This is a genomic window from Novosphingobium sp. NFX11 (assembly GCF_057376415.1).
This window is the reverse complement of sequence record NZ_CP080385.1, coordinates 186628-209359: the sequence shown is the minus strand read 5'-3', so window position 1 is coordinate 209359 and position 22732 is coordinate 186628. Positions and strand designations below refer to the sequence as shown.

Genomic DNA, 22732 nt, shown 5'->3' with positions numbered 1-22732 from the left:
ATGACAATCCTCAAAGGTATCCGCGTTCTCGACTGCTCGATCGCCATGGCCGGTCCCTTCGCCGCCCAGCGCCTCGGCGACATGGGCGCCGACGTGGTCAAGGTGGAGCCCACCAGCGGCGAATGGCAGCGCCATGCCTCCGCGGGCGGGGCGACGGGCAACAAGATCAACGTCTCGTTCCTCTCGCTCAACCGCAACAAGCGCTCGCTGGCGATCGACCTCAAGGCGCCCGAGGGGAAGGCGGTGCTGCTCGATCTGGTGAAGGACGCGGACGTCTTCCTCCAGAACTACCGCCCGGGCGTGGCCGAGCGCCTCGGCGTGGACTACGCGACGCTTTCCGCCATCAACCCGCGCCTCGTCTACATCTCGATGTCGGGCTACGGAGAGGACGGGCCGTACCGCATGCTGCCGGGGCAGGATCTGCTGCTGCAGGGCATGTCGGGCGCAATGCTCTCGGCCGGAAGCGAAGGCACGCCGCCCTCGCCCGCTGGGCAATACCTCGTCGATGCGATCGCCGCCTACAGCGCCTTCGAGGGCGCACTGGCCGCGCTGTTCCACCGCGAGCGCACCGGTGAGGGGCAGCTGGTGCAAGTCAACATGCTCGACGCGATAACCACCATCCAGATGCAGGAACTGTCGGTCTTCACCGTGGGCAACAAGCCGCAGGCCCGCTCGGCCGAGCCTCACGCGCACAGCTACATCCGCTCGCCCTACGGCGTGTTCCAGACGGCGGACGGCTACATGACGCTGGCGATGGCCCGCTTCGACACGCTGGCGCGCGAACTCGACGACCCGTTCTTTGCCGACATGGAGGAGGAACGCGAAGGCTGGACCCGGCGCGACGAGATCTTCGCCCGCCTGCGCGAACACCTGATCCGCCAGCCCACCGCGCACTGGCTGGGCAAGTTCCGCGCCGCCGACATCTGGTGCGGGCCGGTCTATGGCTACGCCGACCTCGTCGACGACCCGCAGATCAAGCATAACGGCACCTTCGTCGAGTACGACCACCCCACCGAAGGCCGCGTTAAAGTGCCCGGCTTCCCGATCCGCTTCTCCCGCACGCCCAGCGCCATCACGCGCGGCGCACCGCTGGTTGGCGAGCACAGCGAGGCCATCCTGCGCGAAGCCGGCCTCGGGGCAGAGGACATCGCCCGGCTCATCGAATCCGGCGTAGTGCGCCAGCACGCATGAGCACGCCCGCCTATCGCGGCCTCACCTGGGACCACCCGCGCGGCTACCGCGCGTTGGAGGCCGCTGCCGCTATCGTCGCGCCCACGCATGGCCTGTCGATCGCGTGGGATCGCCATCCGCTGGAAGGCTTCGAGTCCCACCCGATCGCTGATCTTGCGCAGCGCTACGACCTCATCGTCCTAGACCATCCCCACGTCGGCGAGGCAGTGGCGCACGATTGCCTGCTTCCGATGGAACAGGTGATCGGCACCGATGCCGTGGCGGCGCTGGAACCGGCAGCCATCGGCCCATCATTGGTCAGCTATCGCTATGGAGGCCAGCACTGGGCCTTGCCGCTCGACGCGGCCAGCCAGGTCATGGCCTATGCCCCGGCGCGCGTGGGAACCCCGCCCCAGACCTGGGAGGAAGTGACCGCCCTCGCCCCCCGCGAGCCGGTGGCGCTTTCGCTCTCCGGCCCGCATGCGGCGCTGACCTTCCAGTCCATCGTCGCCTCGCTGCACGCGGGAGGCAGGCCGGAGGGACGCTTCGTCGATCCCCACACGGGCCGCGAGGCTTATGAACTCATGGCCCGGCTGACCGGCGATGCCACGCGCGCCCGCATCGACCAGAACCCCATCGCGCTGCTCGAAGCACTGTCGAACGGGGAAGACATTGCGCTGGTGCCGCTGGTCTACGGCTATGTGAACTATGCGAGGTCCGGCGTCGCCTTCGCCGATGCGCCGCGCGGAGCGGCAGCGATCGGCTCGATCCTCGGCGGCACCGGCATCGCCGTCTCGCGCCGCTGCGCGGTGACCGACGAACTGCGCGCGCATCTGCTTTGGCTCATGAGCGAGGAGGCCCAGACGGCGTTCATCCCCGCTCACGAAGGCCAGCCCGCACTGCGCGCAGCCTGGGCCGACAGGCAAGTCGATGCCGCATGGAACGGGTTCTACTCCAGCACCCGCGCCACGCTGGAAGCGGCCTCGCTGCGTCCGCGCCACGACGGCGCCATCGCCTTCCAGACCGAGGCTTCCGCCCGTCTGCGCGAAAGTCTCCTGGCCCAAGAGGCCGCCGCCACCGTCCTCGCCGGGATCGAAGCCGCCTATACCCGCCATCACACCCGAGGAACCGAGACATGAGCGCCAACTTGCGCTTCGACATCGCCGCCCACGTCGCCACCATCGTGCTGGACCGCCCGGAAAAGCTCAACGCCATGACCCCGGACATGGCCGAGGCGCTGGTCGCCGCCGTTGCCACCTGCAACACCTCGGACGACGTGCGCGTGGTCATCGTCACCGGCGCCGGCGAGAAGGCGTTCAGCGCGGGCTCCGACATCTCGGGGCTCGATGCCTACGCGACGCCCTGGGACTTCCGCAACCGGCAGGACTATTGCGATGCCCTGCGCGCCTGCCGCAAGCCGGTGATCGCCGCGATCAACGGCTATGCGCTGGGCGGCGGGCTGGAGACGGCAATGGCCTGCGACATCCGCATCGCCTCCGCCAACGCCCGCTTCGCGGCGCCCGAAATCAAGCTGGGCTGGATCGGCGGCGGCGGCATGGCGGTGGGCCTGTCGCATTCCATCGGCATGTCGAACGCCGCGCTGATGCTCTACACCGGCGAGATGATCGACGCCGCGCAGGCCGCCGCCTGGGGCCTCGTCAGCGAAGTGACCGAGTCCGCCGCGCTGCTCCCCGCGCCCGTGAGATCGCCTCACAGATCGCCGCCCGCGCCCCGATCGCGGCAGAAACCGCCAAGCTCAACTTGCGCGCCGCGCACCAGATGCCTTACGAAAAGGCCATCGAGTACGAGCGCGACCTGCAGGCCATCTGCTTCGCCACCGCCGACGCCGCAGAGGGCCGCGCCGCCTTCGCCGAGCGCCGCGCGCCCGTGTTCCGGAGGCGCTGAGCCATGGACCTCTCCCCCGCCGGGATCCTTCCCGCCGATCCCGAAGCCCTGCTGTTCGGCCGCGTCTGGCGCCCCGATGTGAGCGGCCCTTCGCTGGTCCGTGTCGATGGCGAGCGCCTGACCGACGTGACCCGCGCCTTCCCCACCGCCCGCGACTTGTGCGAGGCACCTGATCCCGCAGCAGCCCTGCGCGCCGCCGAAGGCGAGGACATCGGCCCCCTCGCCGCGATCCTCGCCAACACCGACCCGGCGGTGCGCGATCCCGCGCGGCCCTGGCTGCTCGCGCCGGTCGACCTGCAGGCCGTGAAGGCGGCGGGCGTCACGTTCGTCACCTCCATGCTGGAGCGGGTGATCGAGGAGCGCGCCCGCGGAAATCCCGAGGCCGCCGCCGGTATCCGCGCGCAAGTCCGCGACCTCGTCGGCGACGACCTGCGCGCCCTGCGCCCCGGTTCGGCCGAGGCCGAGACGCTCAAGCAGGCGCTGATCGCGGCGGGGGCATGGAGCCAGTACCTCGAAGTCGGCATCGGGCCGGACGCCGAGATCTTCACCAAGGCGCAGCCCATGGCCAGCGTCGGCGCGGGGTCGGAAATCGGCGTCCACCCCGCTTCCACCTGGAACAATCCCGAGCCCGAAGTCGTCCTCGTTATCGCCTCGAACGGCCGGATTCTGGGGGCTACGCTGGGCAACGACGTCAACTTGCGCGACGTCGAGGGGCGCTCCGCGCTGCTGCTCGGCAAGGCCAAGGACAACAACGCCGCCGCTGCGCTGGGGCCTTTCGTGCGCCTGTTCGACGGGGGTTTGACCTCGCATCGGTGGAGACCCTAAGCCTCACGCTCACGGTAATCGGAGAAGACGGCTTCGACATGCAGGGACGCTCGGAAATGCGCGAGATCAGCCGCCCTCCGGCGGATCTCGCGGCGCAGGCGCTCAACGCGCACCACCGCTATCCGGACGGGCTGGTGCTGTTCCTCGGCACCCTGTTCGCGCCGACTCAGGACCGCGACGAGCCGGGGCGCGGGTTCACGCACAAGCCCGGCGACGTGGTGCGGATCGGCTGTGCGCAGCTGGGCACGCTGGTCAATCGCGTGGCGTCCACAAGTGCCTGCGAACCCTGGACTTTCGGTCCCGGCGCGCTGATGCGCAATCTTGCGAGGCGCGGACTGCTGTGAGCGACAGGCCCAGGATCCTGCTTACCCGCCGCTGGCCCGAAGCCGTCGAGGCACGGTTGCAGGCGCGGTACACAACGGCACTCAACGGCACCGACACGCCCCTTAGCGAAGCCGAACTGGCACAGGCCATGCGCGACTACGACGCGGTATGCCCCACCGTGACGGACAAGGTGACGCGCGCGGTGCTGACCGTCGAGGGACGCCGCGCCGCGATCGTCGGCAACTACGGCGCCGGCTTCGAACACATCGACCTTGCCGCCGCGCGCGAGCAGGGCATCGCCGTCACCAACACCCCCGACGTGCTGACCGAGGCCACTGCCGACATCGCCCTGACCCTGCTCCTCATGGCCAGCCGCCGCGCGGGCGAAGGCGAGCGCGAATTGCGCAGCGGGGCATGGACCGGCTGGCGGCCGACGCACCTTGTCGGGCAATCGCTTTCGGGAAAGCTGCTCGGCCTCGTCGGCTTCGGGCGGATCGCGCGCGCCACTGCCAAGCGGGCCGAGGCGTTCGGCATGCGCATCGCCTACCACAGCCGCCGCCCCGCCCCCGACATGCCGCCCGAAGCCTACTTCGCGGACCTTGGCGACCTTGCGGCGCAGGCCGACATGCTCTCGCTCCATGCGCCCGGCGGGCCGGAGACGCGGCATATGGTCGATGCCGCGCTGCTCGCCCGGATGCCCGCCCATGCGGTGCTGGTGAACACCGGGCGCGGCACCCTGATCGACGAGGCGGCGCTGGCCGAGGCTCTGGCCGCGCGCCGCATCGCCGCCGCCGGGCTCGACGTCTACGAGGCCGAGCCGAACGTGCATCCCGCGCTGGTCGACCTGCCCAACGTCGTGTTGCTGCCCCATCTGGGCAGCGCCACGATCGAGGCGCGCACGGCGATGGGCATGAAAGTCGCCGACAACCTCGACCGCTTCTTCGCCGGGGAACCGCTGCTTGACCCCGTCCTCTGAGCGCATCCTGGCCGCCGTCCGCGAATGGCTGGAGCAACGCCGCGACGGCCCGCTGATCCTCGGCCTGTGCGGTTCGCAAGGCTCGGGCAAATCAACGGCGGCCGAGGCGCTCAAGGCCGCGCTGGACGCGCAAGGACATCGCGTGGCGATCCTCTCGCTCGACGATCTCTACCTCGGCCGCGCGGCGCGCGCGCAATTGGCGCGCGACGTCCATCCGCTGTTCGCGACGCGCGGGGTGCCCGGCACGCATGACGTGGCGCAAGGGATCGCCCTGCTCGATGCGGTGCTGGCCGCCGCACCCGTAACCCTCCCCGCTTCGACAAGGCGCACGACGAGCCTGCCCCCGAAGGCCAGAGCGTGCCCGCCGCCCTCGACCTGCTGATCTTCGAGGGCTGGTGCGTCGGCGCCCGCCCGCAGGACAGCGCCGCGCTGGCCGCCCCGGTCAACGCCCTCGAACGCGAGGAAGACCCGCAGGCGGTCTGGCGCACCGCCGTCAATGCCGCGCTGTCCGGCCCCTACGCAGACCTGTTCGCCCGGATCGACCGCCTCGTCCTGCTCGCCGCGCCGGGCTTCGAGGTCGTGCGCGGCTGGCGCGGCCAGCAGGAAGACGCGTTGCGCGCACGCACTTGCGACAGCGCGGCCCGCGTCATGGACGCCCCGCAGCTCGACCGTTTCGTGCAGCATTACGAGCGCCTGACCCGCCATATCCTTGCCGAGATGCCCGGCCGCGCTGACCTCGTGCTGCACCTCGCACCCGACCGCACCCTCAGGGAACCCGCATGATCGTCTCCTCCCCGCTCGACTTCCGCGAGGCCGCGCGCCGCCGCCTGCCGCCGTTCCTGTTCCACTACCTCGACGGCGGGGCCTTCTCGGAAGAGACGATGGAGGCCAACCGCACCGCGCTGAAATCCGTGCGCCCGCGCCAGCGCGTGCTGCGCGATGTGTCCGCGCTCAGCCTCGAAACCACGCTGCTGGGCGAGAAGCTGGCGATGCCGGTGCTGCTCGCGCCGATCGGCCTTGGCGGCATGATGCGGCGGCGCGGCGAGTTGCAGGTGGCGCGCGCCGCCCGCGCCGCGAACGTGCCCTACATCCTCTCCACCGTCAGCGTCTGCCCGCTGGCCGACGTGATCGCCGCCAGCGGCGCGCCGATCTGGTTCCAGCTCTACGTGCTCAAGGACCGGGGCTTCATGCGGCATGCGCTGGAGCGGGCGCAGGCGATGGGCGTGACCAAGCTGGTCTTCACCGTCGACATGCCGCTGCCCGGCGCGCGCTACCGTGATGCCCACTCGGGCATGAGCGGCCCGGCCGCCCCGCTGCGGCGGATGCTGCAGGCCATCACTCACCCGCGCTGGGCCTGGGACGTGGGGCTGCTCGGCCGCCCGCATGACCTCGGCAACGTCTCCGACTATCGCGGCAAGCCGACCGACCTTGCCGACTACATCGGCTGGCTGGGCGCCAATTTCGACCCGTCGATCACCTGGTCCGACCTCGAATGGATTCGCGAGTTCTGGCAGGGCGAGATGATCGTCAAGGGCGTGCTCGACCCCGAGGATGCGCGCGACGCGGTGCGGCTGGGTGCGGACGGGGTGATCGTCTCCAACCACGGCGGCCGCCAGCTCGACGGCGCCCTCTCCACCGCCGAAGCCCTGCCCGCCATCGCCGACGCGGTGGGCGACAAGCTGACCGTGCTGGTGGACGGCGGCGTGCGCACCGGGCTCGACGTGGTGCGGATGCTGGCGCTGGGCGCGGACGGCGTGCTGCTGGGCCGCGCCTACATCTACGCGCTGGCGGCAGGCGGAGAGGCCGGGGTGGCCAAGCTGCTCGACCTCATCGCGCAGGGCATGAAGCTGACCATGGCGCTGAGCGGGGTGACCTCGGTGGATGCGATCGGGCGCGACATGCTGGTATAAGCCCCCACCTCGTCATTGCGAGCGCAGCGAAGCAATCCAGGGCGCACTAGACTGCCCTGAATTGCTTCGCTGCGCTCGCAATGACAGGACGATTTTGATCTCAAATTCGGCGGTTCGCGCGCCCTTCCGCGAGTAAATTCCCTTCGCAACGGCTTGGCACCCCTCATCCATTATGTAATACATCATACAACATAACTTTGAGGGAGCAGGACGTGGACCGCGTGATCGAACGGGCGGAGTTCAGCCGCCGCGCCGTGACGCTAGGCATGGGCGCGGCCTTCGCGATGAGCGCGGCGCCGGTGCGCGCCACAGGGGCCTTGACCGGCTTCCACGACGTTCGCAACCACGGCGCGAAGGGCGACGGCGCCGCGATCGATTCCGATGCCTTCAACCGCGCCATCGCCGCCGCGAGCGATGCGGGCGGCGGCACCGTGGTCGTCCCTCCGGGCCATTACCTGTGCTTCTCGATCCGCCTGCGCAGCCATGTCACCCTGCTGCTGATGCCCGGCAGCGTGATCGAGGCCGCCGACCCGCGCCGCCACAAGGGCGCCTACGACTTGCCCGAGGGCGTCTACGAGGAACAGTATGTCGATTACGGCGTCGCCCATTTCCGCAATGCGCTGATCTCGGGCATCGACCTGACCGACGTGGCGATCATCGGGCGCGGGCTGATCCACGGCCTCGGCCTCGACCGCGAGGGCCCCGCCCCGCGCTGGCACGGGATCGAGGGGTGGAAGTCGCCGAAGGAACTCGGCCTCTCGCCCGATGCCGCCCGCCGCGCCATCCCGCGCGAGATGGCCTACGAAGGGCGCGGCAACAAGGCGGTGGCGCTCAAGCGTTGCCGGGGTGTCCTGCTGCGCGACTTCACGATCCTGCAGGGCGGCCACTTCGCCTGCTACGTGCTGGGATCGCGCAATGTCACCATCGACAACCTGACCGTCGACACCGACCGCGACGGCATCGACATCGACTGCTGCCGCGACGTGCGCGTCACTAAATGCGTGGTGAACGCCCCCAAGGACGACGCCATCGTCCTCAAGAGCAGCTATGCCCTGAACGAGCCGGTGTTCTGCGAGGAGGTATCCGTGATCGGCTGCAAGACCAGCGGCTACGACCTGGGCGCGCTGGTGGACGGCAGCTATCGGCCCTCCACCTACCGTTCCGTGGACGACGTCGGCGTGCTCGGGCGGATCAAGCTGGGCACCGATTCCGCCACGGGCTTCCGCAATATCCTGATCGCCGACTGCACCTGCGAGAACACGCGCGGACTGCAACTGGGCGCGATCGACGGCGGCGTTCTGGAGGACGTGACCTTCCGCGACATCAACTTGCGCAATCCGGTGAACCACCCGATCTTCGTGCGCCTAGCCGCCCGCAACCGCGCGCCTCTGGGCAATGGCCCCTCGAAAGTGCGGCGCGTGCGGTTTTCCGGCATCAACGTCTCGGGCGCGCCTGGTCCTTACGCCTGCGGCGTGGTCGGCAATCCCGGCGCGCCGATAGAGGATGTGACTTTCGTGGATGTCCACGTCCGCTCGGCCGGCGGCGGCACGGGTGAGGATGCAGGCCGGACCATTCCCGAGCGGCCCGCCTCCAGCCTGGAACCCAGCTTCATGGGCACGTTCCCCGCGCACGGCCTCTATGTGCGCCATGCCCGCAACGTGATGCTCAAGGACGTGACCTTCGCGGTGGACGCGCCCGACGCGCGGCCCGCCGTAGTGTTCGACGACGTGGCGGGCGCGCTGGTGGATGGCCTGCGCTCCCCGCACGAGTCCGCCCGCGCGGTGCGCAGCGCCGCCAGCAGTGACATCGCGATCGGCGATGTGGCGAAACTCTCCTGAAGGACTGACGATGCTTCTGCGCCCTCTTCTCACCGCCCTGCTCGCTTCCGCGCCATTGCCGGTCCTCGCCGCCAGCGAGCGCCCGTTGGCCGAGGGCTGGCACTTCCTCAAGACCGACGCCGCCGGGGCCGAGGCGCCCGCCTTCGACGACCGCGCATGGCAGACCGTCTCCGTCCCCCACACCTACAACGCGGGCGATTCCGGCATCGGCGGCGCCAAGGCGCGCGGCGAGCCCGAGGGCGTCTACTATCGCGGCCCCGCCTGGTATCGCCTGAACTTCGAGGCCCGGCCCGCGCCCGGCAAGCGCACGCTGCTGGAGTTCGCGGGCGTTTCGCTCAAGGCCGAAGTCTGGCTCAACGGCAAGCGACTGGGCGCGCACAAGGGCGGCTACGGCGCCTTCCGCCTCGACGCGACCGGGGCCCTGCGCGACGGCGCCAACGTGCTGGCAGTGCGCGTGGACAACGCGCGAGACACCACGATCGCGCCGCTGAACGGCGACTTCAACGTCTTCGGCGGCCTCGCCCGCCCGGTCACGCTGATCGAGAGCGACGCGCTGGCCTTCGACCGGCTCGACCATGCAGGGCCGGGCCTTGCCGTGCGCACCACCGCGCTGAAGGGCCGCGAGGCGACCGTCGGCCTCACCGTCCTGCTGCGCAACGACCGCACCGCTCCCGCGCGCTTCACCCTGAACAGCCGTGTGCTCGACGCGGGCGGCAAAGTGGTGGCGAAAGCATCGCGCGCGGTGGCGCTCGGCGCAGGCTCGCGGCAGAACCTCGACCAGTCGCTGGCCCTGCACAATGCGCGGCTGTGGCAGGGCATCAAGGCTCCCTACCTCTACCGCGTCGTCACCGAAATCACCGAGGGCGGCAATGTCATCGACAGCCAGAGCGCGCCGCTGGGCGTTCGCACGGTCGCGGTGAAGCCGGACGGCACGTTCCTGCTCAACGGCGCGCCTTATCCCTTGCGCGGGGTGAACCTGCAACTGCCCACCCGCTTCGGGCGCGGCCCGGTGATGACTTCGGCACAGATCGACGAGGATCTGAACCTCTTCGCCGAGATGGGCGCGACAGGCCTGCGGCTCGCGCATATGCAGCATCCGCAGCGGGTATACGAACGTGCCGACGAACTGGGCCTGCTGGTGCTGACCGAAGTGCCGCTGATCGACGACCACGATCCTTCCGACGCCTTCCGCGAAAACCTCGTCCAGCAGATGCGCGAGCTGATCGCGCAGACCGGCAACCACCCTTCTGTAGCGCTGTGGGGCATCGGCAACGAAATCCGCAAGTCGGACGCGGCCTCCAACCGCATCCTCGCCGAACTGCAGGCAACCGCCAAGACGCTCGATCCCACCCGGCCGACGACATACGCGCACTGCTGCCTCGCCGACGACGATCCCATCGCGCAGCACAGCGACACGGTGTCCTACAACCGCTATTTCGGGTGGTACTGGACGCAGGCGGAAGACATCGGGCCATGGGCCGACGAACTCCACGCCAAACTGCCCGGCCGTCCCATCGGCGTCAGCGAATACGGCGCCGGGGCAAGCGTGCTGCAGCAGGAAGACCCGGTGCTCAAGCGCCCGGAATCGAACGGCTACTGGCACCCCGAGCAGTGGCAGACCGACTTCCACGTCAAGCACTGGCGCGAAATGAAGAAGCGGCCGTTCCTGTGGTCCACTTTCGTGTGGGTGGGGATCGACTTCCCCTCGTTCAAGCGCAACGAGGGCGACCGCCCCGCGATCAACGACAAGGGCCTCGTCACCGAGGACCGCAAGGTGCGCAAGGACGCCTGGTACTGGTATCAGGCGAACTGGTCGGACACGCCGATGCTGCACATCGCCAGCCGCCGCGACCTGCACAAGCGGACGCAGCGGGTGACGGCGCAGGCCTTCACCAACCAGAGCGAGGTGGAGATGCGCCTCAACGGCGGCGCCTGGACGAAAGTGCCGGTGACGGACCACATCGCGGCGTGGCCGCTGGACCTCGCGCCGGGTGCGAACCGGGTGGAGGCGCGGTCGGGGGCGCTGGCGGATACGGTGGAGTGGCGCTGGGATACGCGGCCTTAGGACGCCCTCGCCCTTCGTCATTGCGAGCGCAGCGAAGCAATCCAGGGCGGTTTACGCACGCCCTGGATTGCTTCGCTGCGCTCGCAATGACGAAGAGGGTTTGAGTCCAACTTGGTCCCGGATCAGGTCCGGGACGACGAATCACGCCGCCGTGAAGCGATACTCCCCGAACCCACTTCCACGACCACGCGGTCCCCCCGCTGCACCCCGGAAACCGGCCGCCCGCCCTCGCGAACGGCATCCACCGAGCGTGCGGGCAAACATACCTCGGCGCGCGAATTCGCAGGCACCACGATCCGCGCCTCGAACCGCGCGTCGGATCGCTCCGGCGCATAAGTCCAGTCCGTCACGATGCGCCCCAGCACGCTGTCGTAGCTCGCTCCGCCGCGCGGCAGGCGCGGGTCCAGCACCGGGTCGAAGCGCCACTTGAGGAAGCCCGCATCCAGCGGGTCAATCCCGGCGATACGGCGGAACACGAAGCCCGTCACCGCCCCCAGCGCATAATGGTTGTACGAATTCATCGACGCGTCCGCCATGTCGGCGTTCCAGCGCTCCCAGATCGTCGTCGCGCCCTTGGCGATCATATAGCCCCACGAGGGGAACGCGGTGCGTAGCAGCAGGTCGTAGACCAGCGCATGCTCGCCCTGATCGGCCAGCGCGTCGAGGCTGAAGGGGGTGCCGAGGAAGCCCGTGGACAGCAGCGTGCCGCGCCGCCGGATGTCGGCCACCAGTCTGGCCGTCGCCGCCACGCGCAAGGCTTCCGGCACCAGCCCGAAACGCAGCGCAAGGATGTAGCCGCACTGCGAACCGTTGCCCACGCTGCCGTCCGGCCTGACGAATGCTGCACCGAATGCTGCAGCAATATCCTTCGACAACTGCACGTAGCGCTCAGCCTCCGGCTGGCGCTTCGAGCCTTTGGCCATGTCCGCCATGGCGTCCGCCGAGCGCTTCCACATGGCGGTGGCGATCAGATCCTTGGGTGTCGTCTCGTCGCCCGGTTCCTTCGCGTCGAGCGCCACCCAGTCGCCGTAGTCGTAGCCGCGCAAGGTCCGCCAGACCTTGTCGGGATTGTTCTGCGCGATGAACGTCATGTAGCGCGTCATCGCCGACCAGTTGCGATCGACGATCGCGGTGTCGCCATAGCGCTGCCACACCGTCCACGGCAGGATCACCCCCGCATCCGCCCAGCCCGGCGAGGCGCCGAGCAACTGGTCCTGCCAGCCCGAGGGCGCATAGTCCGGGAATTCCCCGCGCGGCCCCTGCGCATCGCGCATGTCGCCCATGAAGCGGCGGGTGAAGGGGCCTACGTCCATGGTGAAGGCCGCCGCGTCCCAGAACACGTTGGCGTCGCCGGTCCAGCCCAGCCGCTCGTCGCGCTGGGGGCAGTCGGTGGGGACACCGAAGAAGTTGGAGCGCTGGCTCCAGCGGCTGTTCTGCCACAGGCCCTGGATGATCCGGTTCCCGATCAGCGGGCGGCCGGTTTCAGGCAAGGCGCTGGAGACGACGATCCCGGCGATCTCCTCCTCCGTCGGCGCGCGGCCGAGGCCGCTGACCTCGACATAGCGGAAGCCGAAGTAGGTGAAATGCGGCTGATAAGTCTCGCCCGCCGGATCGCCGCGCAGGGTGTAGAGGCAGGAACAGCGCGCCGATCGCAAGTTGGCCTGATCGACCGCGCCATCGGCCCCGAGGATCTCCGCGAACTTGAGCGAGATCTGCTGCCCCGCCCGGCCACTGGTCTTCAGTTCCACCCAGCCCGCGAAGTTCTGCCCGAAATCGACGACGTGCCGGTCCCCGCCCGGGCTGGTGATCGACTTCGCCGCCATCCGCTCGATCGGCCTGAGCGGCGGTCCGACATGGGAGACGAGCGCACAGGGCGGTGTCCTGCCGATGCGCGCGGGCACCCAGCCCGCACCCCGGAAACCTGTCTTCGACCAGCCCGGCTGTTCGAGCCGCGCATCGTAGTCCTCGCCGTAGTAGATCTCGGCCTGCGTCACCGGGCTTTCGGGGCGCAGTTGCCAATCCTTGTCCGTCGCCACGATGGAGCGGGTGCCGTCGGTGTGCTCCACCTCCATCTGCGCGAAGAGGCGGAGCGGCGGGTCGCCGAAGGCATAGCGACCGGCGGGGGCGTGATAGCTGCCATACCACCCCTCGCCCAGCATCGCGCCGATGGCGTTGGCGCCCGGGAGCAGCAGCGCGGTGACATCATAAGTGCGGTAGAGCGCGGTGAACCGGAAGTCGCTGCTTTCGGGTGCGAGGCACACGTCGCTGATCCGCTGCCCGTTGATCTCGGCCACGTAGGCACCCAGCGCGGTCATGCGCAGGCGCGCCTGCCGCACCGGCTTACCCAGCCTGAACTCGCGGCGCAGCATGTACGCGCCGCTGCGCGGAAAACCCTGCGGCTGCTGGGCCGAGCGGGCGGCCTTGTCCCAGCGGCTGTCGTCGAAGCCGACCGTCGACCAGCCCTCGCCCGCATGAAGCGCGGTGCGCATGCCTTCGCTGGTGATGCGGCGCGCGGGGCTGCGGATCATGGCGGTGGCGGCGATCTCGTGGATCTTCGGGCCGTTGAAGCCGCGCGGGTTCTCCACCCGGAAGCCGAGGACGTGGCGGCCTGCCGCAAGCTGGCGCGTGGTCGCCTCCACCGGGTCGATGCCGAAGCGCTTGAAGCCCAGCGGCACTTGCACCTGCTCCCCGTCGAGCCAGAGCGTGGACTTGAAGTTGGCCCCGGTGAACAGCGTCACCTCCCCCGCCTTGCCGAGGTCGAAGACCATGCGGAAGAAGCGCGGGCTGTCGTCCGCAGTGCGGTCCCCGCGCATCCAGACGAGCCCCGCGGCGCGGTCGGCGCGTTCGAGGTCTGTCTGCGCCTCGATCCACTGCGCCTGCCAGTCCGCCTTGTCGAGAAGACCCATCTCGAAGCTGGCGACCGGGCTGGCGGCGCGCTTGCCCGCGTCGTCGCGCACCAGCACGCGCCAGTAGACCTTCTGGCGCGACTTCAGCGACGCGCCGAGCCAGCCCATGTCCATGCTGCGCCGGGTGAGCACTTCGCCCGCGTGCCACAAGTCCGGCGTGCCCGCTTCCAGCAGCGCGCGGGTGGAGGCGGCCTGCACTTCGCAGCGGACTTGCTCCACCCCGCGCCGTTCGCTTTCCAGCCGCCACGACAAGCGCACGTCCTGCATGTCGAGGCCGATGGGATCGACCAGCCCCTCGGCGCGCAGATCGACGATGCGCAAGGCCGCCGCATCCTGCGCCAGCGCACCATGCAGCGGCACGCCTACGGTTGCCCCCAGCGCACCCGCGCCCTTGAGCAGCGCGCGGCGGTCCAACGCCGTCACTTGCGTACTCCCGCGCTGTCGATCACCGCCTGCGCCGCTGCGGGCCAGTTGCGATCGGGGACCAGCGTGTTGTCCTTCGCGGTGTTGCCGATCTCTTCCAGCCAGCGGCCGCCGGTGGTGTTGACGGTGTGCCAGTTGCCGCTCGCCACGTTGTCGGTGGAGATGCGCCGCTTGTACATCGCGCCCGCCGTGTTGATGTTCAGCCACTTGCCCCCGGTCTCGACGACGTTGCCGGTGACGCGGAAGTGCTTCGATCCCTCGTCCAGATAGATCGCGATCTTGTTGCCGATGTCGAAGATATGGTTGCCCCGGATCACCGCGCCGGGATTGGCGGAGAGGTTGTAGATAGCCCCGCCGTCCATGAACCAGGTCTTCACGCCGTGGATGCGGTTGCCCTCGATCACGGTGTCGCGCAGCGTGGTGGGCGTGGTGAACCTGGTGTTGTGGACGTAGCCCTTGGCGTTCTCATCGTAGTTCGGGTTGCCGCCCGCATCGTTGTAGCCCCAGCCCCAGCCCACCGCGATGCCGTCGTAAGGCGCGTCGGTGATGTCGTTGTGGGCGATGCGCGCACCGGAGATGTAGGTCGTCAGGATCGCGGCATTGTCGCGGTAGTCCTGCGAAACGGTGGCGACGGTATTGTCCTCGATCGCGAGGTCGCGGTTCACGAGGTTCGCGTTCTCCGGATGGTGCGCCTCGATCCGCACGCCGCCCGCCATGATCGCGCTGCCCGAAAGCACGGCGAAGCGGTTGTGCGTCACCCGCACCCCCTGTGTCGCCAGCCCCACGCCCGAAAGGTTGGCGTTGGCGTCGTTGCCGATGCCCAGCGCCACCTGCCCCAACTGCGAGAAGGTATTGCCCGCGAAAGTCACGTCGCGCGCGGCGGCCACTTGCACGGCGGCGGGCATCTGGTGCCACTTCTGGCGCATCGATTCGAACTCGGTGCAGCCCCAGCCGCAGGTCTTCCAGGCGTCCGCCGGACGGATCGGCGAGGTCTCGTAGAGGAACGCGCCGCTCTGCTGGTTGGCGTAGCCGGTCGGGCGCGAAGGGCCGAGCCAGCTGGTGTGCGAGAAGCGCAGCCCCTCGAACCGCAGGTGCTCCACCGGGGCCTCGGGCGTGCCGGCAATGGAGACGAGCGCCTCCAGCCGGGGCACCACGACCTCACGGCCTGCGATGTCCTCGTCCAGCCCGACCCGCAGGTAGAGCTTGCCCGCCTGCGGGTCGATCGCCCACTGGTAGGGGCGCGAATGCCAGTCGTTCGCCTTGCCGATGAACTCCGGCGCGCCGACGAGGAACAGGCGGCTGTCGTCGGGGAAGATCGGCTTCGATATCGTGTCGTAGCCCCAGGTGTTGTTGTCCCAGGCGGGCTGCTGCATCGTGACCTTGCTTCCCGCAATACCCTTCACCGGAGAGACACGGTCAGTGAAGAAGCCGGTCGCCTCCAGTTCCACCCGGTCGGGCCGCGCCAGTGTGGAGAGCCAGTCCAGCTTCGGGTTCACCACCGTGAAGCCGGTCGCATCGAAGGTCACGTCGGCGGCGCGCAGTTCCACCCAGGGCCGTTCGCCCAAGGTGCCGTCGATCCAGAGCTGGCGGCTGTCGAGGCCCTTGGGCACGTCCGCCACGAACACGCGCCGCTCCGCGTCGTAGGGCTTAAAGCCCGTCACCGTCATTCCGCCCGAGATCACCGGATGTGCGCCTGCCGCTGCCTTCCACGTCACGCTGTGGCCACCCTGCCCGCCATCGGCGCGGCGGAACGCCAGCGGCGCGTCGAGCCGGTACGCGCCGTCGCCCAGCAGGACCGTCACGTCGGCACCGGCATTGCTGCGTCTCACCAGCGCCTGCGCACGGGTAAGCGAGCGCACGGGCCGCGCCTGGGTGCCGGGGTTGCGATCGTCACCCGCGGGGGAGACGTGGACCTCGACGGCCCGCTCCTGCGCCATCGCCGGCAGGGCGCTGACGCTCGCGGCCAGAACGGCCAGATGGCGCGCGATGCGGCGGGCCTTGTTCATATCACTCTCCCTGTCGTTTTTTCAGCGTCGTTTTTTCAGCTCGTCCAGCCACCGTCGATGACGTGGATCGCCCCGGTGGTGAAGGCGGACTCGTCGGATGCGAGGTAGACCGCCAGCGCCGCCAGTTCCGCCGCGCTGCCGAAGCGGCCCATCGGCTGCCTCGCGGTGAAATCGGCATAGGCCCGCTCGAAATCGCCGGTGTCGTGCAGGCGCTGGATCAGCGAGGGCGTCTCCACCGTTCCAGGGCAGATCGCATTGCAACGCACGCCCTGCGTCACGAAGTCCACTGCGACCGACTTGGTCAGGCCGATCACCGCGGCCTTGGTCGTCGAATAGGCGAAGCGGTTGGGCACCGCCTTCACGCTGGAGGCGACCGAGGACATGTTGATGATCGATCCGCCGCCCCGCGCGATCATGTTCGGCAGCAGCGCGCGGATCATGCGGTACTGCGCGGTGACGTTGAGCGCGGTGGAGAAATCCAGCGCCTCCTCGTCGCAGTCGAGGATCGTGCCCGCATGGACGAAGCCCGCGCAGTTGAACAGCACGTCGATCTCGGGATGCGCGGCAGCGATCGCCCTGATCGCTGCAGGGTCGGTCACGTCGAGCACCCGCGTTTCGGCCCCGGCGAAGTCCGCCAGCACGTCCTCGCGGATGTCGGTCGCGATCACCCGCGCGCCTTCGCGCAGGAACGCTTCCGCGCTGGCCCGGCCGATGCCCTGCCCGGCCGCCGTGACCAGCGCGGTCTTGCCCGCCAAACGCCCCATGCCCTCTCTCCATCATTACATAATACGTATGATGATTTAAGCGCATGGTGCGCGCGGTGTCAATCGGCGGAGACGAACTCCTGCCGCTGGCTGCCGAGTTTCTCGATGCCGAGCGTCACCAGGTCGCCGCTTTTCAGATACCAGGGCTCCGGCTTCTGGCCGAGGCCGACGCCCGGCGGCGTGCCGGTGGTGATGACGTCGCCCGGCAGCAGACGCATGAACCGGCTGAGGTAAGAGACGATCTGCGCAACGGTGAAGATCATCGTCGCGGAACTACCGTCCTGCACCCGCTTGCCGTTGACCTCCAGCCACATCGCCAGCACCTGCGGATCGCCCACTTCGTCGGCCGTCACCAGCCAGGGGCCGATCGGGCCGAAGCCGGGGAAGCCCTTGCCCTTGTCCCAGGTGGCGCCGCGTTCCTGCTGCCACTCGCGCTCCGACACGTCGTTGATGACGCAGTAGCCCGCGACGTGATCGAGCGCGGCGGCTTCATCCACCTGATAGGCCTCGGTGCCGATGACGACGCCCAGTTCCACTTCCCAGTCGGTCTTGCGCGAGCCGGGCGGGACGGGGACGGGATCGTTCGGACCCTGGATGCAACTGACCCACTTGTTGAAGACCACCGGCTCCTCGGGGATCGGCAGGTTCGATTCGGCGGCGTGGTCGGCATAGTTGAGGCCGATCGCCACGAACTGCCGCGTGCCCCCGACGCAGGGGCCATAGCGCACCGCCCCGTCGATCAGCGGCAGCGAGGCCGGATCGATCGCGGCAAGGCGCGCCAGCCCCTCGGCACCGATCGCATCGGGTCCGATGTCGGCGACATGGCCGGAAAGGTCGCGGATGCCGCCCTCGGCATCGATCATCGCGGGGCGCTCTTGGCCGGCTTCCCCAACGCGGCACAGTTTCATTCGGAACTTCCTTTCTGCATCATCCCAACGCGGCATGGACAGCCGCATATCATGTTGTATGATGTAGTATGTTTAGCTCCGATGCAAGGCCGCAAGGTGCGCCGATGGATTTGCGCGTCCTCGATTCCCATCAGCATTTCTGGCGCGTGAATGCTCCGGAATGCGCCTGGCCGAATACCGACTGGCCCCTGCTCCATCGCGATTTCCTGCCGCCCGATCTCGCTGCGGAAACGGCGGGCATCATGCTGACGGGCACCATCCTCGTCCAGTCGCAGCCCGACAATCGCGACACTGACTGGCTCCTCGCCCTTGCCGCGACCGAACCGACGGTACTGGGCGTCGTCGCCTGGGCCGCGCTCGACACGGCGGACGCACCGGCGCGCGTCGCCAAACTCGGGCGCGAGCCCAAGTGCCGGGGCCTGCGCCCGATGCTGCAGGGCATCGCCGACAGCGAGTGGATCCTGAGCGACGCCGTCGCACCCGCCATCACCGCGATGATCACGCATGGCCTGCGCTTCGACGCACTGGTGGAGCCGCGCCACCTGCCCGCCCTGGCCCGCTTCGCGCGGCGCTGGCCGGCGCTGCCCATCGTCATCGACCATGCCGGAAAGCCCGACGCGGCAAACGACGCCCTCGATCCCTGGCGCGACGATCTTGCGGCCCTGGCCCAGTTGCCGAACGTATGGTGCAAACTCTCGGGCCTGCGGACGCAGCAGGCGCCGGGGCAGGAGGCCACCGCGCTGGCGCCTTACGCAGCGCATGTGCTGGCCTGCTTCGGACCACGCACGATGTGGGGCTCCGACTGGCCGGTTTTGCGCCACATGGCCGACAGTTATGCCGACTGGCTGCGCGACACGCTAATGCTCGTCGGCGCATTCGACGACGATACCGATCTCCCCCGCCTGTTCGAAGGCGCGGCCCGCGAATTCTACGGACTGGAGCACGCATGACCCCTCTTTTCGCCGGAGCGCTGGGCTTCGGCTCGGCCGCCATCGGCAACCTCTATCGCCCCGTCACCGACGCCGAGGCCTTCGCCGTGATCGAAGCCGCCTGGGCTGCAGGGCTGCGCTACTTCGACACCGCGCCTCACTACGGCTTCGGCCTCAGCGAAAAGCGTCTGGGAGCAGCGCTGGCGGCGCTCGACCCGGCAGGCGAGGCCGTGATCTCGACCAAGATCGGCCGAAAACTCGATCCCGCCCCCACGCCGATCTTTCCGCCGCCCGGCAGGGCTTCGTCTCCCCGAGCCGTTCGAGAGCGTGTTCGACTACGGCTACGACGCGGTCATGCGCTCGTACGAAGCCAGCCTGAAGCGCCTGCGCCGCGACCGCATCGACATACTGCTGGCACACGACATCGGCCGTTATGCCCACGGGGACGCACACGAGGATCGGATGCGCGAATTCCTCGGCGGCGGCCTGCGCGCGATGCAGGAATTGCGAACGAGCGGCGCGGTCCGCGCGATCGGGCTGGGCGTCAACGAAACGGCGGTGTGCGAGGAGGTGCTGGGCCACGCCGACCTCGACGTGATCCTGCTGGCAGGCCGCTACACCTTGCTGGAACAAGCGCCGCTGGACGGACTGTTCCCGCTCTGCGCGCGGCGCGGCGTGCAAGTGGTCGCCGGTGCGCCGTTCAATTCGGGCATTCTCGCACGCGGGGTGCGGCATCATGCGCCCGCCCAGTACGAATACGGAGCGCCCCCGCCGAACGTGGTCGCACGGGTCGGGGTGATCGAGGACCTCTGCGCGCAACACGGCATACCGCTTGCCGCCGCGGCGTTGCAATTCCCCGTCCGGCATCCGGTGGTCGAGGCGGTGATCCCGGGCATCGCCTCTCCCGACGAACTGGCAAGCGCCGTAACCCTCGCCGCCACACCGATCCCCGAAACGTTCTGGAAGGCACTCGCCGCCACGCTGATCGACAAGCGGGCCGCTTAGCACGCCATCCATCGTCCACCAGGACGTCGCTTCCAGTCACATCATCGACGCTGTAGAGGATCGGGCAAATCCGATCACCGCAAGCGCCCTCGGGTCAGGAGCGGCCTGGATTTTCGGGACGGAGCGACAATACCGCGCGGATACGAGGCAACACGGAATCAGCGAAATATTATAATAATCGCGTGATCAGCATGTCTGAGATCAACGCATCATATTCCCCATAGTGCTACAACTGCGGAGAAGGCTATGGCCAGCAGCAGAACTGCGACAATGGGGCCTGCAGCCCGCGGATGGCGCCACGCCAAGATTTCGTATTGTCGGATTTGTTGCAGATGCTGATCATCTGTCATCAAGTTGGTGAACTGAGCGGGAGATATATCGGCAAAGAGTTTATCCAGTTCGTGAAACTGGTCGAGGGTGAGTTGGCTCTTTTGCCGTAGAATATCGCGGGCCCGGCGAAATGACGGCCCCTTGCGCTCAGAAAAATCAGCGACGGCATCGCTCGTCGCAGCGTTATCAGCATGGAGTACACCCAGCATTCGAGCCTCCTGCAGGTCTTTCGTTACAACAAGATGCGGTTTGACCTCGCCCGCTCAGGCGGTCGGGGGATAGGGATGATGACCGAAGACCCACTGCAGGCGGGGCGCGGCATTGTCCTCGACCAGCAGGACTTGCGCGTCGCGGCCCTGCATGCCGATCTGATGCGCGGCGTCGATGGCGCGGTTCAGCGCCGCCTTCTGACTGGCGAAGACATCGAGTGCAATTCCATGGAGCGTCACGGCCCATTCCAGACCGCGGCGGAAAACATGGAAATCGTTGCGGGACTGAGTCATCCTGGCGCCCTTTCTCATATTTTCGATCGGCATACCGATCCCTGGCATGGATCGGATGTCGATCTCGACAATTCTCAAGTTATTTAATTGAGAATATCTGTCAAGCCGTCATTGTTCCCTACCTTCCGGCTCCACGGCATTACCTTGCGCTCACCGTCGAAGCCGTCTGCCCGTAGAGAATGCGCTTTGCTTCTTCGCCTTGAGGGGCGTTGGCATCGGGGTTGATCTCGGCGACAAGCGCATAGGCGCGCGCCACCGCTTCGCGTTCGCCGATAGCCTCGAACCAGCGGCGCAGGTGGGGGAAGTCGTCGAGCGACTGCCCATGCCGCTGCCATGGCACGATCCGGGGATAGCTGGCGATGTCGGCGATCGAATAGTCCGGCCCGGCGAGGTACTCCCGGTCGGCGAGGCGCTTGTTCAGAACACCGTAGAGCCGGTTGGTCTCGTTGGTGTAGCGCTCGACCGCATAGGCAATCTGCTCGGGGGCGGCATGGCGGAAATGGTGGTTCTGCCCCGCCATCGGGCCGAGACCGCCCATCTGCCAGAACACCCATTGCACTGCTTCGCTCCGAACGCGCAGGTCCTGCGGGATCAGCCTGCCGGTCTTCTCCGCAAGGTAGAGCAGGATCGCACCGGATCTCGAAGACCGACAGCGGCGGCCCGCCATCCGCCGGATCGTCGTCCACGATCGCGGGGATGCGGTTGTTCGGGGCGATGGACAGGAAATACGGCAGGAACTGCTCGCCCCGGCCGATGTCGACCGGGGTGATCTGGTAAGGAAGCCCCGTCTCCTCAAGGAAGATCGTGATCTTGTGACCGTTCGCGGTAGTCCAGTAATAGAGGTCGATCATGGCGGGCTTTCTTCGCAGGCCGGCTTCAGGCCGGCTGGGGGATGAGGCGCAGGTACGGCTTCTGTTCCGTCCAGCCGTTAGGAAACAGCGCCCTGGCCTCCGCTTCGCCCAGCGAGGGAACGATGATGACCTCGCCGCCCTGCTGCCAGTCCGCCGGGGTCGCGACCTTGTGCTTGTCGGTCAGTTGCAGGCTGTCGATCGTACGCAGGATCTCGGCGAAGTTGCGGCCGGTGGAGGCCGGATAGGTCAGCGTCAGGCGCAGCTTCTTCGCCGGGTCGATGACCAGCACGGTGCGCACCGTGGTCGTGTCCGAGGCATTGGGATGGATCAGGTCGAGCAGTGCGGACACCTTGCGGTCATGGTCCGCGATCAGCGGGAAGTTGAGCGCGGTGCCCTGCGTTTCGGCGATGTCCTTCGACCATTCCTCATGGCTGTCGGCGCCGTCGACGGAGAGGCCGATGACCTTCACCCCGCGCCGCTCGAACTCGGGCTTGAGGCGCGCGACGGTGCCCAGTTCAGTCGTGCAGACCGGGGTGAAATCCTTCGGATGGGAGAACAGGACTACCCAGCTGTCACCCGCCCAGTCGTAGAAGCCCAGCGACCCCTCGGTCGAGATCCTGGGTGAAATCGGGCACGGTGTCGGAGAGCTTGAGAGACATCGGTGGAAACCTTTCGGAGCGGGGCCGCGCAGAGGCCTGCGGGATCGGGTTGCGGCGCCCCGCGAGACATCCCGCAAGGCGGCGTGATGAGGAGAGAGTGCGGTGCCTGACGCTGTCGTCCGGGCATCGGCGCGATGAGGCGCGAAAGAATAGCGCCGCGCGCGCGGCCCGCCGTCGAGGCCTGGAAAAGCGGAGGTATCAGCTGTTCAGGCAAGCTCGAGACTATGCCCGGCAGGGTCCAAGTCAACGGCAAGATTTCTTTGCCTGCGCCCTAGCCGCGCTTGGCACGCCGCAGCTGTTCGTTTTTGACCATCCGAACATCGCCCGGCTGCTGCATTTTGAACGGTCGCCCCGGCAAGCGTTCGCACGCAGCCGCTCAACCCGCGCATACCGTGCGATCAGCGCAAACTGGCACGGCTCTTGATTAGTGCCCCG

The 22732-nt window shown here is 68.2% G+C and carries 14 protein-coding genes and 6 pseudogenes; 13 read left to right on the top strand and 7 right to left on the bottom strand.

The features are described 5' to 3' along the window. The 9 genes and pseudogenes from KZO24_RS18740 (at position 1) to KZO24_RS18700 (ending at position 11013) form a co-directional block, all read left to right on the top strand. Positions 1-1191: a CaiB/BaiF CoA transferase family protein gene (locus tag KZO24_RS18740; RefSeq protein WP_271183048.1), complete on the top strand. Its 1191-nt coding sequence runs from the start codon at positions 1-3 to the stop codon at positions 1189-1191. Further along, entirely contained in the window at positions 1188-2309 is a 1122-nt protein-coding gene (locus KZO24_RS18735) for an extracellular solute-binding protein (RefSeq protein WP_271183049.1), read from the top strand. Before KZO24_RS18740 ends, KZO24_RS18735 begins: the two co-directional genes overlap by 4 nt. After that, positions 2306-3075: pseudogene (locus KZO24_RS18730) on the top strand (enoyl-CoA hydratase/isomerase family protein). The gene KZO24_RS18735 and the pseudogene KZO24_RS18730 overlap by 4 nt, the downstream one beginning before the upstream one ends. Positions 3076-3078: 3 nt before the next feature. Next, positions 3079-4244: pseudogene (locus tag KZO24_RS18725) on the top strand (fumarylacetoacetate hydrolase family protein). Beyond that, positions 4241-5200, top strand: coding sequence for a 2-hydroxyacid dehydrogenase (locus KZO24_RS18720; protein ID WP_271183052.1), 960 nt, complete (start codon positions 4241-4243; stop codon positions 5198-5200). The pseudogene KZO24_RS18725 and the gene KZO24_RS18720 overlap by 4 nt, the downstream one beginning before the upstream one ends. After that, positions 5184-5983, top strand: a pseudogene (locus KZO24_RS18715) (kinase). Before KZO24_RS18720 ends, KZO24_RS18715 begins: the two are co-directional and overlap by 17 nt. Beyond that, the gene (gene lldD / locus KZO24_RS18710) at positions 5980-7110 is read left to right on the top strand and encodes an FMN-dependent L-lactate dehydrogenase LldD (protein WP_271183054.1); all 1131 of its coding nucleotides are present in this window, start codon (positions 5980-5982) and stop codon (positions 7108-7110) included. The pseudogene KZO24_RS18715 and the gene lldD overlap by 4 nt, the downstream one beginning before the upstream one ends. Positions 7111-7322: 212 nt before the next feature. Further along, positions 7323-8948, top strand: a complete 1626-nt coding sequence (locus tag KZO24_RS18705) for a rhamnogalacturonidase (protein WP_271183055.1) — start codon at positions 7323-7325, stop codon at positions 8946-8948. A gap of 10 nt (positions 8949-8958) precedes the next feature. Further along, positions 8959-11013 (top strand): glycoside hydrolase family 2 protein, encoded by a 2055-nt coding sequence (locus KZO24_RS18700; RefSeq protein WP_271183056.1) that lies wholly within the window; start codon positions 8959-8961, stop codon positions 11011-11013. Positions 11014-11135: 122 nt separating this feature from the next. Here the strand turns inward: KZO24_RS18700 and KZO24_RS18695 are convergent, their stop codons facing one another. The 4 genes from KZO24_RS18695 to KZO24_RS18680 are packed head-to-tail and all read right to left on the bottom strand — an operon-like array spanning position 11136 to position 18020. After that, the gene (locus tag KZO24_RS18695; RefSeq protein ID WP_486487533.1) at positions 11136-14342 is read right to left on the bottom strand and encodes an alpha-L-rhamnosidase; all 3207 of its coding nucleotides are present in this window, start codon (positions 14340-14342) and stop codon (positions 11136-11138) included. Then, positions 14339-16348 carry a right-handed parallel beta-helix repeat-containing protein gene (locus KZO24_RS18690; RefSeq protein WP_271183058.1) on the bottom strand — a complete coding sequence of 670 codons (2010 nt, stop codon included), beginning with the start codon at positions 16346-16348 and terminating at the stop codon, positions 14339-14341. Before KZO24_RS18690 ends, KZO24_RS18695 begins: the two co-directional genes overlap by 4 nt. A gap of 35 nt (positions 16349-16383) precedes the next feature. Further along, positions 16384-17112: an SDR family oxidoreductase gene (locus KZO24_RS18685; RefSeq protein WP_271183059.1), complete on the bottom strand. Its 729-nt coding sequence runs from the start codon at positions 17110-17112 to the stop codon at positions 16384-16386. A 59-nt stretch (positions 17113-17171) separates the two neighbouring features. Beyond that, on the bottom strand, positions 17172-18020 hold the full coding sequence (locus KZO24_RS18680; RefSeq protein ID WP_271183060.1) for a fumarylacetoacetate hydrolase family protein: 849 nt from the start codon (positions 18018-18020) through the stop codon (positions 17172-17174). Positions 18021-18124: 104 nt separating this feature from the next. Between KZO24_RS18680 and KZO24_RS18675 the strand changes: the two genes are divergently transcribed. From KZO24_RS18675 to KZO24_RS18665, 3 genes and pseudogenes are all read left to right on the top strand, one after another. Beyond that, complete coding sequence (locus KZO24_RS18675) at positions 18125-18970, top strand: amidohydrolase family protein (RefSeq protein ID WP_486487532.1); 846 nt, start codon at positions 18125-18127, stop codon at positions 18968-18970. Then, positions 18967-19146: pseudogene (locus KZO24_RS18670) on the top strand (aldo/keto reductase); the annotation flags it as partial. The gene KZO24_RS18675 and the pseudogene KZO24_RS18670, both read left to right, overlap by 4 nt. Positions 19147-19276: 130 nt before the next feature. Further along, positions 19277-19954, top strand: coding sequence for an aldo/keto reductase (locus KZO24_RS18665; protein WP_486487531.1), 678 nt, complete (start codon positions 19277-19279; stop codon positions 19952-19954). A gap of 209 nt (positions 19955-20163) precedes the next feature. On the opposite strand, the gene KZO24_RS18660 is transcribed toward KZO24_RS18665, so the two are convergent. Then, complete coding sequence (locus tag KZO24_RS18660) at positions 20164-20493, bottom strand: hypothetical protein (RefSeq protein ID WP_271183063.1); 330 nt, start codon at positions 20491-20493, stop codon at positions 20164-20166. Between KZO24_RS18660 and KZO24_RS18655 the strand changes: the two genes are divergently transcribed. After that, positions 20476-20874 (top strand): hypothetical protein, encoded by a 399-nt coding sequence (locus tag KZO24_RS18655; protein WP_486487530.1) that lies wholly within the window; start codon positions 20476-20478, stop codon positions 20872-20874. The two genes, KZO24_RS18660 and KZO24_RS18655, sit on opposite strands and share 18 nt — an antisense overlap. 52 nt (positions 20875-20926) lie before the next feature. On the opposite strand, the pseudogene KZO24_RS18650 reads toward KZO24_RS18655, so the two are convergent. Both KZO24_RS18650 and KZO24_RS18645 read right to left on the bottom strand, forming a co-directional pair. Beyond that, a pseudogene (locus KZO24_RS18650) lies at positions 20927-21638 on the bottom strand (glutathione binding-like protein). A gap of 25 nt (positions 21639-21663) precedes the next feature. Continuing rightward, positions 21664-22297 (bottom strand): annotated as a pseudogene (locus tag KZO24_RS18645) (peroxiredoxin). Positions 22298-22732: the final 435 nt, after the last annotated feature.

What these genes read in the sequence shown, in the direction of transcription:
- KZO24_RS18740 (WP_271183048.1), top strand. Translation starts at nt 1, where the DNA reads ATGACAATCCTCAAAGGTATCCGCGTTCTCGACTGCTCGATCGCCATG.
- KZO24_RS18735 (WP_271183049.1), top strand. Translation starts at nt 1,188, where the DNA reads ATGAGCACGCCCGCCTATCGCGGCCTCACCTGGGACCACCCGCGCGGC.
- lldD (WP_271183054.1), top strand. Translation starts at nt 5,980, where the DNA reads ATGATCGTCTCCTCCCCGCTCGACTTCCGCGAGGCCGCGCGCCGCCGC.
- KZO24_RS18700 (WP_271183056.1), top strand. Translation starts at nt 8,959, where the DNA reads ATGCTTCTGCGCCCTCTTCTCACCGCCCTGCTCGCTTCCGCGCCATTG.
- KZO24_RS18690 (WP_271183058.1), bottom strand. Translation starts at nt 16,348, where the DNA reads ATGAACAAGGCCCGCCGCATCGCGCGCCATCTGGCCGTTCTGGCCGCG.
- KZO24_RS18685 (WP_271183059.1), bottom strand. Translation starts at nt 17,112, where the DNA reads ATGGGGCGTTTGGCGGGCAAGACCGCGCTGGTCACGGCGGCCGGGCAG.
- KZO24_RS18680 (WP_271183060.1), bottom strand. Translation starts at nt 18,020, where the DNA reads ATGAAACTGTGCCGCGTTGGGGAAGCCGGCCAAGAGCGCCCCGCGATG.
- KZO24_RS18675 (WP_486487532.1), top strand. Translation starts at nt 18,125, where the DNA reads ATGGATTTGCGCGTCCTCGATTCCCATCAGCATTTCTGGCGCGTGAAT.
- KZO24_RS18655 (WP_486487530.1), top strand. Translation starts at nt 20,476, where the DNA reads ATGGAGTACACCCAGCATTCGAGCCTCCTGCAGGTCTTTCGTTACAAC.
- KZO24_RS18660 (WP_271183063.1), bottom strand. Translation starts at nt 20,493, where the DNA reads ATGCTGGGTGTACTCCATGCTGATAACGCTGCGACGAGCGATGCCGTC.